This is a genomic window from Shewanella carassii (genome assembly GCF_019670705.1).
Lineage (GTDB): Bacteria > Pseudomonadota > Gammaproteobacteria > Enterobacterales > Shewanellaceae > Shewanella > Shewanella carassii.
On sequence record NZ_AP024618.1, the window covers coordinates 4367686 to 4381054 of the forward strand.

The 13369-nt window shown below is 53.6% G+C and carries 12 protein-coding genes, 1 tRNA gene and 1 pseudogene; 10 read left to right on the plus strand and 4 right to left on the minus strand.

Features of this window, described 5'->3' with window-relative positions:
• Window positions 1-79 precede the first annotated feature (79 nt).
• From K5621_RS19565 to plsB, 3 genes are all read right to left on the minus strand, one after another.
• A tRNA-Gly gene (locus K5621_RS19565) sits at window positions 80-153 on the minus strand.
• 97 nt (window positions 154-250) lie between these two features.
• Window positions 251-1495, minus strand: a complete 1245-nt coding sequence (mtr, locus tag K5621_RS19570; RefSeq protein ID WP_100143219.1) for a tryptophan permease — start codon at window positions 1493-1495, stop codon at window positions 251-253.
• Complete coding sequence (plsB, locus tag K5621_RS19575) at window positions 1495-3921, minus strand: glycerol-3-phosphate 1-O-acyltransferase PlsB (protein ID WP_100143218.1); 2427 nt, start codon at window positions 3919-3921, stop codon at window positions 1495-1497. Before plsB ends, mtr begins: the two co-directional genes overlap by 1 nt.
• A 252-nt stretch (window positions 3922-4173) precedes the next feature.
• Here plsB and lexA point away from each other — a divergent pair, with 252 nt between their 5' ends.
• The 6 genes and pseudogenes from lexA to K5621_RS19605 all read left to right on the plus strand — a co-directional run bounded on the left by lexA (window position 4174) and on the right by K5621_RS19605 (window position 9929).
• Window positions 4174-4794 (plus strand): transcriptional repressor LexA, encoded by a 621-nt coding sequence (gene lexA / locus K5621_RS19580; protein ID WP_100143217.1) that lies wholly within the window; start codon window positions 4174-4176, stop codon window positions 4792-4794.
• Complete coding sequence (locus K5621_RS19585) at window positions 4791-5282, plus strand: cell division inhibitor SulA (RefSeq protein WP_221050096.1); 492 nt, start codon at window positions 4791-4793, stop codon at window positions 5280-5282. Before lexA ends, K5621_RS19585 begins: the two co-directional genes overlap by 4 nt.
• Window positions 5283-5740: 458 nt before the next feature.
• Window positions 5741-6862: pseudogene (gene coxB / locus K5621_RS19590) on the plus strand (cytochrome c oxidase subunit II); the annotation flags it as partial.
• A 19-nt stretch (window positions 6863-6881) separates the two neighbouring features.
• Window positions 6882-8492: a cytochrome c oxidase subunit I gene (ctaD, locus tag K5621_RS19595; protein WP_221050097.1), complete on the plus strand. Its 1611-nt coding sequence runs from the start codon at window positions 6882-6884 to the stop codon at window positions 8490-8492.
• 1 nt (window position 8493) lies between these two features.
• Entirely contained in the window at window positions 8494-9057 is a 564-nt protein-coding gene (locus tag K5621_RS19600; protein WP_028780846.1) for a cytochrome c oxidase assembly protein, read from the plus strand.
• Complete coding sequence (locus tag K5621_RS19605; RefSeq protein ID WP_025888193.1) at window positions 9054-9929, plus strand: cytochrome c oxidase subunit 3; 876 nt, start codon at window positions 9054-9056, stop codon at window positions 9927-9929. The genes K5621_RS19600 and K5621_RS19605 overlap by 4 nt, the downstream gene beginning before the upstream one ends.
• On the opposite strand, the gene K5621_RS19610 is transcribed toward K5621_RS19605, so the two are convergent.
• Complete coding sequence (locus K5621_RS19610) at window positions 9926-10144, minus strand: DUF2909 family protein (RefSeq protein ID WP_025010819.1); 219 nt, start codon at window positions 10142-10144, stop codon at window positions 9926-9928. The two genes, K5621_RS19605 and K5621_RS19610, sit on opposite strands and share 4 nt — an antisense overlap.
• On the opposite strand from K5621_RS19610, the gene K5621_RS19615 reads away from it, so the two are divergent.
• The 4 genes from K5621_RS19615 to cyoE are packed head-to-tail and all read left to right on the plus strand — an operon-like array spanning window position 10116 to window position 13367.
• Window positions 10116-10862: an SURF1 family protein gene (locus tag K5621_RS19615; RefSeq protein WP_100143456.1), complete on the plus strand. Its 747-nt coding sequence runs from the start codon at window positions 10116-10118 to the stop codon at window positions 10860-10862. The genes K5621_RS19610 and K5621_RS19615 overlap by 29 nt on opposite strands.
• 60 nt (window positions 10863-10922) lie before the next feature.
• A complete protein-coding gene (locus tag K5621_RS19620) occupies window positions 10923-11465 on the plus strand; it encodes a hypothetical protein (protein ID WP_100143214.1) in 543 nt (180 codons plus the stop codon).
• Window positions 11465-12448: a COX15/CtaA family protein gene (locus tag K5621_RS19625; RefSeq protein WP_221050098.1), complete on the plus strand. Its 984-nt coding sequence runs from the start codon at window positions 11465-11467 to the stop codon at window positions 12446-12448. Before K5621_RS19620 ends, K5621_RS19625 begins: the two co-directional genes overlap by 1 nt.
• A 13-nt stretch (window positions 12449-12461) precedes the next feature.
• Window positions 12462-13367 carry a heme o synthase gene (gene cyoE, locus K5621_RS19630; RefSeq protein ID WP_028780842.1) on the plus strand — a complete coding sequence of 302 codons (906 nt, stop codon included), beginning with the start codon at window positions 12462-12464 and terminating at the stop codon, window positions 13365-13367.
• The last annotated feature ends 2 nt before the right edge of the window (window positions 13368-13369 follow it).

Here is a 13369-nt window from a genome sequence, read left to right on the forward strand (position 1 = left end):
GTCGAGTTCGAAAGTATGGAATTCAATCAAGGCAGTGCCGACAAACCAACAGCATTCGAACAACTGTAGCAGAGAGACTTGGAGCGGGTGATGGGAATCGAACCCACGTATGCAGCTTGGGAAGCTGCCGTTCTACCATTGAACTACACCCGCACAAAATATTCGGCGTGGACATATAAATTACTGACTTTTATGACCTTGTCAAGATGAGGCTCTCTCAATCCGTTGAAAAAGAGAGCCAGTTCCCGCTTCAGGAATACTTGGGTAACATACCGGCCATGGCCAACAGATGGCAAGCCGCCGTCAGCAATCCAAACAACACCACTATGGCTATCAGAGGGGTTCCCCCCGGCACACGAAAGCCCGGGTGGTCGGCAAACTGTTGCCTTGAGCGCCAAGCCATCAAGGCCGGCACTATGACGGCCCAAACCGTGGCCGCCAAGGCAGCGAAGCCGATGGCGACCAGGAAGCCATCTGGAAACAGCATACCTAGCAGAGTCGGTGGCAGGAAAGTCACCAAGGCGGTCTTGGCTCGGCCGCTGCGGCTGTCGTCAAAACCAAACAGATCAGCCAGATAATCAAACAAACCCAGGGTTACCCCCAAGAATGAAGAGGCCACCGCCAGATTAGCAAATAGGGTCAGCATGGTGTTGAGCAGTGAGTTATCCATCACCTTGGACAAGGCACCGACCAAGACCCCCATATTGCCGCCCTGGGCAATAATATTGCTGAATTCGGCGCGAGAAATGTTACCCATAGTTGCCACCAACCAACATAGGTAAATGGCCAGAGCGATAAAGGTGCCGACAAAAATCGCCTTGATAATAGTGCCCGGCTGTTTACCGTAGTATTTCACCAGCGACGGCACATTGCCGTGATAACCAAAACTGGCTAGACCGAAAGGAATCGCAGCCCACAGATATGAACCGTAAGACCCCTCTTCCGGCAACAGCAGCTTGCTGGTATCTATGCCGATCAACAGATTACCTATCGCCAGAAAGAAACTGATGATCATCCCTCCCAGCATTATGGTCGTGATCCTATCCACGGCCTTGGTACTGATCAGCACCACCAACGCCAACACTAAGGCGAACACCAAGGCGGCAAAGCTCTGTGGCAGACTGATATCCATTCCTTGCAGGCTGTGATTGACTATGGAGCCACCACCGCTGATATAGGCATAGGTAAGGATATAGAGTACGAAGGTTATCGAAGCGCCGTTAAGCACCCGCCAAAACTGTCCCAGGGTCTCCTTGGTGAGGGTGTCAAAGCTAGCTCCCGGCTCAAAATGCAGGTTGGTTTCCAGCAGCAGCAACCCGGACATAAACATGCAAAACCATACCCCCAGCAGCATGAGTACCGAGTAGCCAAACCACATACCCGCACCTTCCACCGGCAGAGAAAACATCCCGGCACCGACTGTGGTTCCGGCGATGATCATGGCACCGCCCAGCAAAGACGCCTTGGCAGGCGCCGCATTCATATGATTGGCCATCAGGACTCCTGTTCGGCGGCGATGCTGTCGACAATGGTTTGCTTGACCTGAGGACGCAGTAACAGGTTGGCATAATCCCGGGTTCGCTCGATATCGTGGCGAGTGTCTTCTTTGGTGAGATAACCCAGCTCTTTGAGCTTGATGCTCACAATGCCATAGAGTTTTTTATCGTAAAACTCAGGGGCGGTAATCCCATGTAACGCGCCCAGACGACTGGCTAACTTATGGCTTTCCCGCTCCAAATCGCCGCGCTCAATACCTGGGTGAGCCGCCAGCAGGTTAAAGATGACGGCGTAGCGCTGCAGAGTCTCACTCATGGTTTCGGCCAACAGCGCCAGAGGATTGATCCCGGCCTCCAACACCCTGAAGCCATTAGCCTCTTCGGCGACTAGGCCTTTGGCAATGAAGCGATCCAGCAGCTGATCGGCATAGGCGCCGACATCTGTCTTGCCCATAAACAGCTCGGCCTGCAACAGAGGGTAGAAATCCTCAAGCACAGCTTGCATCTGAGCCCGGCTGCACTGTTCCAGACGCACCAGACAACTGGCCAGCAGAGATGGCACAATAAATAAGTGAATGATGTTGTTGCGGTAATAAGTCATGGTTACCGCTATCGATTCATCGATTGAGATGATATCACCCAACTCATCCTTCTGAACCGTGAACTTGTTCAGCTCCAGACCTTGTTGCAACAGCTGCTTACCGTCACCCTCGGCCACCGAGATGTACTGGGTATAAGGCACTTCCTTGAGCAGATCCAGATACAGGTCCAACTGCCGTTCCAACTGGCTGCGCTCCAGCGCATTTTGCTCTGAGGACAAGAGCACCAAGCTGGTAAGAGTCACCGCACTGGCCGCTGCCGCGTCATTGATATGAGTCATCACCCGGTTGGCCAAGGTATTGACCGCTGGGGTCAGCCAGCTGGGTTTCTGCTCGGGATCGGCTGCCACATCTTCACGCCAATTGGGTGCCGTTTCTTTGAGGAAGTTCTGCAGGGTCACAGGTTCACCAAAGTTCACATAACCCTGGCCAAAATTACCCAACTTGCGCAAGGCGCCAACCACCTGCCAGACTGACTCTTTCTGCTTTTTCTTGCCACTGAGTTCTTTGTGATAAGTGGCCACTTCCATGACATGGTCATAGCCCAGATATACGGGCACCAGAGTCACCGGCCGCTCAATGCCTCGCAACACAGAGTTGACCGTCATCGCCAACATACCTGTCTTGGGCGACAACAATCGTCCGGTACGGGAACGGCCGCCTTCGGTGAAATATTCGACCGAATAGCCTTTGGCAAACAGCTGATCGAGATACTCACGGAACACGGCGGTATAGAGTTTATTACCATTGAAACTGCGGCGGATAAAGAAGGCACCACCACGGCGGAACATGGGTCCGGCGGGCCAGAAGTTCAAGTTAATACCGGCGGCGATATGGGGCGGAACCATGCCCTGAAAATAGAGGATATAGGAAAGCAGCAGGTAATCCATATGGCTGCGATGACAAGGTACATAAACTATCTCATGGCCATCGTGATGCAGTTGGCGTATCTGCTCGGCGCCCTTGATGTTAATCCCCTTATAGAGCTTGTTCCATAACCAGGTAAGGATCCGCTGGGCAATACGCACCAGACTGTCAGAATAGTGGGCGGCAATCTCATCGAGATATTCCTCTGCCATTTCCCTGGCTCTGGCCTCGGGGATCTTCTTGGCTGCGGCTTCCTCTTTAATAGCCTTTTTAAGAGTTTCTGAACGCAACAGTTCATTGAACAGCGCTTGGCGGTTGGGCAGTAATGGCCCGGTCATCACCTTACGCTGACGGCGGAAATGTACCCTGGCCACTCGCGCCAACTTATGGGCAATAGCCTTATCGGTTCCATGTTCATCGGCCATCAGCCGCAGCGACACGGCATTGGAAAACTGCACAAAGTTGTCGCGCCCCAGAAACAGGATCATTAAAAATTTGCGCAGCCAAGTCGGGCTTTCCCGCTCAAATACGGCGGCGCGCATGCTGTCATCTTCCTTGCCTGGAGTGCGGCCCCAATAGAGACTCACGGGCACCAACTGAATGTCCAGTTGTGGATTGGTCTGATGCAAATGAAGCAAGGAGGTAAAACAGCTGAGAAAAGGCTTATTACTCTTACGCTTGCCAAACAGAGGCTTAGCTCCTTCCAGACAGACGACTCTGGGGACGGTAATATCATCGACCTTGAGCGCCTCATAAGGACAAGGCAGGCCAAACTTACGGGTGACTTCCGCCAGCGCAGCAATATCACTGACAGATTCCGTCTTCATGACATAGGCCATCGGCTTAGCCGGATCCAAGTTTAAATCTGCGAAAGGATCCTGAGGCACCACTATGGTGTGCACGAGTTTACTTTGGATCCAACGAAGGGATTTAAACCAGAATGAATCTTGTTTGGACATGTTCTTTCAGAGTCTGGGTCGCAATCAATAGCTCAATAGAATACCAGAATTTCCTGAACCTTAGCTAGGAAAGCTGCGAACCGGCCCCGGCAAGCCTTATGTCAGAGATCTGGAGCCCAGGTCTATCTGATGCCGGAGCCGCTCTCTAACCTATTTATGCCACGGCTAAAAAATCTCAACACTGGTTAATACTTGCACTAAAAAAAATACTGTATATACTGACAGGTACTGTATGAAAAAACAGGAATCATCATGAGACCACTGACACCGCGCCAGGCACAGATTCTGGAACTGATTAAACGCAATATAGCCGATACCGGCATGCCACCAACCCGGGCCGAAATTGCTACCCGGTTAGGCTTCAAGAGCGCCAACGCCGCCGAAGAACACCTCAAGGCGCTGGCCAAGAAAGGCTGTATTGAGATCATACCAGGCACCTCTCGCGGCATTCGTCTACCTCATGATGATCAAGCCGAGTCAGAAACCGGCCTCCCGCTAATAGGTCAGGTCGCCGCCGGTGAACCCATACTGGCACAGGAACATGTAGAACAGTATTACCAGGTCGACCCTAGTATGTTCCATCCCAATGCCGACTTCCTGCTGCGGGTGCGCGGCGACAGCATGAAGAATATAGGCATTCTCGAAGGTGATCTTCTGGCGGTTCATAAGGTACAGGAAGCCCGTAACGGTCAAGTCGTAGTGGCCAGGGTTGAAGATGACGTAACGGTAAAACGCTTTGAAAAGAAAGGTAATGTAGTTTATCTACATGCTGAGAATGAAGCTTACTCCCCAATCAAAGTCGACCTGACTTTCCAGCCATTGACCATTGAAGGACTGGCGGTAGGGATAATACGCAATGGAGACTGGCTATGAGCATAATGACTGGCAACGCCCCGAGACACCCAGGCCTATGGACAGATACCAATATCACCGGTAACCAACCTTGTCCGCATACAGGCATCTCCAGCCTGGCCAGCCACAGTCAAGGACGCCAGGAATTATTACGCCTCTGCCCTCAATTGGCGCAACTGAGCCAACAGGGGCGCTGGATAGTCTTGATTAACGCCCCGGCCAGCATAGGTTACAAGGAAACCTTAGCGAGGGCCGGTGTTAGAATGGATAGAGTGCTCTTGGTGCGCACCAAGGATGAGGTTGAAGCCTTGTGGGCAACGGAAAGAGCCCTGACCAACGGCACTTCCAGTGCAGTGATCAGTTGGATTGATAGCCTGGATGCCCGTGATAACCGCCGATTGCAACTGGTCGCCCGTAACGCCAGAGCCATGGGCATAGTGTTGGAAACCGGCCCCCTGACTAAGGAGATGGAGAGCCGTCTCAGTGAGCTGACTCGCTCCATCCATTAATATATTCCTTTAAAGGCCATCCTTGAGATGGCCTATTTTCCGCCCCCTCTTGACGTAATCGCTTACCTGTAAACCGCGCGGGCTCGGCTTTCGCGCGGTATGAACCTAAGAATTTATAGATGTTTTTTTTCATATAGTTAGAAAACATCGTGATCTTGATCAATATTTAATCTACAAATATTGTAAGAACAACGATTGTGTTACCTCCATGCAATTCGTCGTAGGCTGACCGCCCCATTTCGCTTTATAGCGAGTGCGGCCGCCGCCGGAAATGCTGAGTATATTCAGCGGTAAGTGCAACAGTGGTTACCACCTGTATACCTAGATCTAAGTGAAACCGCCGCCGCACTTTGAAGTCATCGTTGCTTTTTTGGGAACTGAAGAGTTTGCATAGAGCAAAGACTTACTGTGTGACTCTTCTTTGTAGTTGCGAATGCAATTGACAGAGGAGATGTCTTGTGAAGCAATGGCTGTGTGTTTTGCTGACCTTGTTGTGCGTCAGCTTGTTGTCTCCATGCGCCCAGGCAGATATGCCCTTGAATATGACTCAAGGGGTAACTGAGATCAGTGGCAAGGTGTATCACCTGCACATGATCATTCTTTATATCTGCTGCGCCATAGGTTTGGTCGTGTTCGGCGTGATGATCTACGCCATGATCAACCATAGGAAGTCCAAAGGGGCGGTTGCGTCCCAATTCCATGAAAGTACCAAGGTAGAAATTGCCTGGACGCTTATCCCCTTCTTAATCCTTATCCTGATGGCAATCCCCGCAACCAAGACGCTGATTGCCATGGAGGATCCCAGTGATGCCGACCTGACGGTCAAGATCACCGGCTCGCAATGGAAATGGCACTACAGCTATTTCGGCGAAGACATCGACTTCTTCAGCATATTGGCAACGCCGAGGTCCCAGATAGAAGGCCAGGAAGCCAAGGGTGAGCACTACCTGCTTGAAGTCGACAAGCCGTTGGTATTGCCCATCAATCGCAAAGTCCGATTCCTGATGACCTCAGATGATGTGATCCACTCCTGGTGGGTGCCCGCCTTTGCCGTCAAAAAAGACGCCAATCCCGGGTTTATTAACGAAGCCTGGACCCGGGTGGACAAACCGGGGATCTACCGCGGCCAATGTGCCGAGCTTTGCGGTAAAGACCACGGCTTTATGCCGATTGTGGTGCAGGTACTGGCAGAAGATGAGTTCGACGCCTGGATGGCAGAGCAGAAACAAGCTGCGGCTACGGCCGCCGAAGAAGCTCAGGCTGCCCTCAGTGAGACCATGAGCCATGATGAAGCCATGGCGCTTGGCGAACAGATCTATATGGCGCGTTGCGCCGCCTGTCATCAGCCCAACGGCGCCGGACTTCAAGGGGTGTTCCCGGCGCTCAAGGGCAGTGCTATTGCCATAGGCCCAATGGCTGCCCATCTGGACATAGTGATCCATGGCAAGACAGGCACCGCCATGCAGGCCTTCGGCAAACAGATTACCGCCAAGGAACTGGCCGCTGTGGTGACCTATGAGCGTAATGCCTGGGGCAATAATACAGGCGACACAGTGCAAGCCGCCGACGTCAATAACCACGGGCAGTAGGGGGGAGAAGATGAACTCATTCAGTCAAGATGCGAAAGCCGGTGTTCAGGAAATCGCTGAACAGGAACACCAGCATCATCACGCCCCCAAGGGGATCATGCGCTGGTTGCTGACCACCAACCATAAAGACATAGGCACACTCTATCTCTGGTTCAGCTTCATCATGTTCCTGATAGGGGGCGCCATGGCCATGGTGATCCGTGCTGAGCTATTCCAGCCCGGTTTGCAACTGGTCGAACCCAACTTCTTTAACCAAATGACCACAGTTCATGGCCTTATCATGGTTTTTGGCGCCGTGATGCCGGCCTTTACCGGTCTGGCCAACTGGTTGATCCCCATGATGATAGGTACGCCGGATATGGCACTGCCGCGGATGAACAACTGGAGCTTCTGGATTTTGCCCTTCGCCTTCCTGATCCTGCTTAGCTCATTGTTTATGGAAGGTGGCGGCCCCAATTTTGGCTGGACCTTCTATGCGCCATTGTCGACAACTTATAGCGCAGACAGCACAGCCTTGTTTGTTTTTTCAATACATATCATGGGGATAAGCTCAATCATGGGGGCGATCAACGTGATAGTCACCATAGTGAATCTGCGCGCACCTGGCATGAACTGGATGAAGCTGCCCCTGTTCGTCTGGACCTGGCTTATCACCGCCTTCCTGCTGATAGCCGTCATGCCGGTATTGGCCGGGGCCGTGACCATGGTACTCACAGACAAATTCTTCGGCACCAGCTTCTTCGATGCCGCCGGCGGCGGAGATCCTGTAATGTTCCAGCATATTTTCTGGTTCTTCGGCCACCCCGAGGTGTACATAATGATCTTGCCGTCATTCGGCATCATCTCGGCCATTATTCCGGCATTCAGTCGCAAACCTTTGTTTGGCTACGCCTCAATGGTCTACGCCACCGCCAGCATCGCGATCCTCTCCTTCCTGGTGTGGGCACACCACATGTTCACCACAGGTATGCCTGTCTTTGCCGAACTCTTCTTTATGTACTGCACCATGCTGATTGCCGTGCCAACCGGGGTCAAGGTATTCAACTGGGTTGCCACCATGTGGCGGGGAGCCATCAGCTTTGAAGCCCCTATGATGTTCGCCTGTGCCTTTATTATTCTCTTCACCATAGGCGGCTTCTCCGGCCTAATGTTGGCAATCACCCCAGCCGACTTCCAATACCATGACACTTACTTTGTGGTTGCCCATTTCCATTATGTGCTGGTCACCGGCGCCATCTTCTCCATCATGGCCGCCGCCTATTACTGGCTACCCAAGTGGACCGGGCATATGTACAGCGAGACCTTGGCCAAGTGGCATTTCTGGTGCTCGGTCATTTCGGTCAATGTGTTGTTCTTCCCGATGCATTTCCTCGGGCTGGCCGGCATGCCCAGACGCATCCCCGACTACTCGGTGCAGTTTGCCGATGTCAATCAGATTGTCTCCATAGGCGGTTTTGCCTTTGGCCTGTCACAGCTGATATTTCTGGCACTGGTGATCAAGTGTATTCGCGGCGGCGCCCAGGCTCCGGCCAAACCTTGGGAAGGTGCCCAAGGGCTTGAGTGGACCCTCCCAAGTCCGGCGCCTTATCACACCTTCAGCACCCCGCCGGAGATTAAGTGATATGGCAGACTCCCGCCCCGACAACCGTAAACTGGTACGCCTGCTGCTGCTTGGCGCCGTAGCCATGTTCGGCTTCGGCTTTGCCCTGGTGCCGCTCTATGACGTGCTTTGTCAGCAGTTGGGGATCAATGGCAAGACCAACACCAGCGCCGCTACTTATAGTGCCCAAGTGGATAACAGCCGCTTGGTCACTGTGGAGTTTATCTCTCAGGTGGCCAAGGGAATGCCTTGGGAGTTCAAGCCGGAAGTGACCCGTATCAAGGTGCATCCCGGCCAGTTGACCCATACCCGCTTTCTGGCCCGCAACCTGTCACACCAATACAAGATAGGTCAGGCGATCCCTTCCGTTTCACCGGGACAAGGCGCCGCCTACTTCAATAAAACCGAGTGCTTCTGTTTCAATCAGCAGCCGCTGGCTGCCGATGCCAGTGCCGAGCTGCCGCTGGTGTTTTACGTGGATCCGGACCTGCCGGACTCCATCAGCACTCTGACCCTCTCTTACACCCTCTATGACATCACGGATAGACAGATATCCGATGCCCTGGAGCAAGGAGCAGCGAAATGACCAGTAAACATGAACACTATTATGTTCCGGCTCAAAGCGCCTGGCCGATTGTCGGCGCATTGGGGCTTTTCCTTATCGCCTATGGTGCCGGTACTTATGTATCCCAGCTCAAGTCTGACGGTGGCCACGGCAGTTACGTACTGCTGGCAGGAATTGCCGTCATTCTGTTCATGCTGATTGGCTGGTTCAGAAACGTGATCCATGAATCCATGAGTGGTCTCTATTCGCCACAGATGGACAGGTCATTTCGTCAGGGAATGAGTTGGTTCATCTTCTCTGAGGTGATGTTCTTTGCGGCCTTTTTCGGCGCCCTCTTCTATGCCCGTATGGTGGCCGTGCCTTGGTTGGGTGGCGCATCCAACAATGCCATGACCAACGAAGTGCTCTGGCCTGGATTCAGCGCAGGCTGGCCCTTACTGAAAACCCCGGACGGCACTGAAACCCAAGCCATGGGTTGGAATGGTTTACCCCTTTTCAACACCATTATTCTGCTTACCTCCTCTATTACCCTGCATTTTGCCCACCTGGGGTTAGAGAAAGGCAAACGCACCGCCTTAACCCTTTGGCTTGGACTCACCATCTTGCTGGGACTGGCGTTTTTAATCTTGCAGGGAGAGGAATATGTCCATGCCTACACTGAGCTGGGGCTGACGCTGCAGTCCGGCGTTTATGGCAACACCTTCTTCCTGCTGACAGGTTTCCACGGCATGCATGTGACTCTGGGCACGCTATTCCTGTTGGTGCTGTTTTTCAGGGTTTTAAAGGGGCACTTCAGCGCTGAGCGTCACTTTGCCTTTCAGGCCGGCAGCTGGTATTGGCACTTTGTCGATGTGGTTTGGCTATGCCTGTTTGTTTTTGTGTATGTGCTTTAGTAAGGCCGGGGATTGGGGGAAATAATCCCCAGCGCCAATGCCAGCAGCAACAAAAGAACCACCAGCGCCGAAAACAACACCCGGCGGCCAAGAAAACGGCTCATGGGAACAGATGAATCGCCGCGCACCATGATCCACAGGGCGCGACCAAGGTTGAAAATGATGAACAGCAGTAGCAGTACCAATATGACTTTAAAGAAAAAACTGACTGACATTCACTCTCCCATCCCTTGGGGGCGTTACCTTGCACTGTTATTTACTTTGGGGCTGTTTCTACTCATGGTCAAGCTGGGATTCTGGCAACTGCAGCGCGCTGAAGAAAAGCAACTATTGGCCCAGGAGATTGCCGCAAGAGCGGATGCGGGGCCAAGCAGCTTTTCAGCTCTATTGAGGCAAGACCCTGACAGCCGACTCACAGGGCAGAAACTGCAGCTGAGTGCCAATGTATTGAGCGGCAAGCAATTGCTGCTGGACAACCAGGTGTACCAAGGACGCGTGGGCTACCTGTTGCTGCAACCTCTGCAAGTTGAGCCGGAGCAACCCTGGTTATTGCTGGAGCTGGGGTTTATCCCAGCTCCAGAAAAACGCAGTGAACTGCCAGAGATATTGCCGTTACCGCCACGCCTCACCCTCGAAGGCCGATTGTGGCAAAAGGGCAGTAACCCACTGAGCCAGGAGCTCTTGGCCGAAGCCGGTTGGCCCAAGCGAATACAAAATCTCAACTGGCCGCAGCTCGAGCACTTGCTTGGGCACAAACTGATCCCAGCCGTGTTGCAGCCGGTTCAGCTGGAAGGTGTGGACTTGCCAAGACCCTGGCAGCCATTGCCCATGCCGGCTGAAAAACACTTGGGTTATGCCCTGCAGTGGTTTTCCATGGCTGCCGCCCTGTTGTTACTGCTTGTCTGGTGGCGCTGGAAACTGAATCGACACTAACCACACTAACCATAGGGCGAGCTGAATTCAGAACGCCCAATTACAGCAAGAGGAGCCAGGATGAACTCCCGAACCCAAAGACCACTCTTGATACTACTGCTGGCCTTTGCCCTGCCTGTGATACTGGCAAAACTGGTACTGAGCTTCGAGCTGTATCAAGGCGGAGCCACCAATAAGGGCCAGTTGCTGCCGGCTAATCTGGGTTATCAACAACTTGGGCTCGACAACCCACTTCCCGGCCGTTGGCAAGTCCTATACCTGATACCGGCCAACTGCGATGAACTGTGCCAGGAACGGCTCTACATATTACAGCAGAGCCATACGGCGCTGGGCGCCGAGATGGACAGGGTCGACACCCTGATTTTCATCAACCGGGACAGCGACACGGGTGCTCCGCTAAACAAGGACTTTCATCGAGTTACTCTGGATAAACCTCTGACCGCCGAGAATCCATTACAGCAGCAGATGTTAGTGATAGTCGACCCTCTGGGCGCTTGGGTGTTGGCCTATCCGGGGGTAGTGGATCACCAGGGCCAACTCCTGCAAGGCAAGGCCTTGGTCAGCGACCTGCGCAAGCTGTTGAAACTCTCGAGGGTGGGCTGATGAAACTGAACTTGCTACTGAAGATGACCCTCATCTGCACTCTGACGGTCATCCTGTTGGGCGCCTACACCCGGCTGTCGGATGCCGGCCTTGGCTGCCCCGACTGGCCCGGTTGCTATGGCCATATCAAGGTGCCTTCTCAGGCCCATGAATTGGCTCATGTCGAACGCCACTTTCCGGGACAAGAAATAGAACCCAAGAAAGCCTGGCTGGAGATGATCCACAGATACGTGGCCGGTTCACTGGGGATCCTGGTATTACTTATTTTGCTCCAGAGTTGGCGTGGCAGCGCAACCCCGAAGAAGCTGCCGGGACTGATCGCCGCACTGATCGTATTTCAAGCGCTGCTGGGAATGTGGACTGTGACCATGAAACTGATGCCCATCGTGGTCATGTCTCACCTGCTCGGGGGATTCACCCTGTTTTCGCTGTTGTTGCTGCTATATCTCAGGCTCCGGCCGCTGCAAATTCCGGATGGCGATCCCAAAGCCCGCACCTTGGCGCCTTTGGCCATGGTGGCGCTGGCCATTGTGGTACTGCAAATTCTGCTTGGCGGTTGGACCTCCTCCAACTACGCCGCCCTGGCCTGCACAGAGTTGCCTATCTGCGAAGGTGACTGGAGCAGCAACCTACGTCTGGCAGATGCCTTCTCTCCTTTTCAGGGGCAGCATCCCAGCTTTGAGTTCGGCGTATTGGATTATCACACCCGGATGACCATACATATTGCCCACCGAATAGGTGCCCTGCTGACCGCGATAGTGGTACTCACCCTGGCATTCATGCTCTGGCGCAGAGCCGACTCGAGCATGCTGAAACGCTCGGCTCTGGTACTCACCTTAGTGCTGGGATTACAGCTGTCATTGGGCCTGGCCAACGTATTGCTGCATCTGCCGCTGCCGGTGGCGGTTGCCCATAACGGCGGCGCAGCCCTGCTGCTGCTGACTTTGGTATTCATCAACTATGCGCTTTGGCGTAAAGCCTAAAGAGGGACTGTTTATGGCTAAACTACTCTCCATAGCCCAGGACGCGACCCGCACAGAGATCTCCTGGCGCGATTACCTGGAAATGACCAAACCCAAGGTGGTGGCGCTGATGCTGCTCACCGTCCTGGTGGGCATGTGCCTGGCGTTGCCCGGTGCCGTCCCCCTACAGCCCTTGCTTGCCGGGTTAATGGGAATTGCCATGATGGCGGGCTCGGCGGCCGCCTTGAATCACCTTATCGATCGACGCATCGATGGCCTGATGGCCCGCACTTATAACCGCCCCTTACCCAAGGGACGAGTGAGCGTGAGTCGAGCCTTGAGCTTTGCCGTCTTGCTTGGACTGGCGGGCTTTACCCTACTCTATTGGCTGGTGAATCCACTCACCGCCTGGTTAACCTGTGCCAGCCTGATTGGCTACGCCCTTATCTATACCGCCTATTTAAAGCGGGCAACCCCCCAAAATATCGTGATAGGTGGCCTTGCCGGTGCCATGCCGCCACTGCTGGGTTGGACGGCGGTAACCAATGACTTTCACGGCCACGCCTGGCTGTTGGTGATCATTATTTTCACCTGGACTCCGCCTCATTTCTGGGCCTTGGCCATTCACCGTCAAAAAGAGTACGCCAAGGTGGATATCCCCATGCTGCCTGTGACTCACGGGGTGGAATTTACCAAGACCTGTATTCTGCTCTACACCCTTCTGCTGGCCATCGCCTGCTTATTACCGGTTTTGGTTGGCTTGAGTGGCCCCGTCTATCTGCTGGCTTCCACCATTCTCAGTTGCCTGTTTATCTACAAGGCCTGGCAACTCAAGTTTGCCGATCGCCCCGGACTGGCGATGGCCGTGTTCCGTTTCTCCATCTATCAGCTGATGCTGCTGTTTATTGCCCTGCTGGTGGATCATTACCTCTGGAGTTGAAT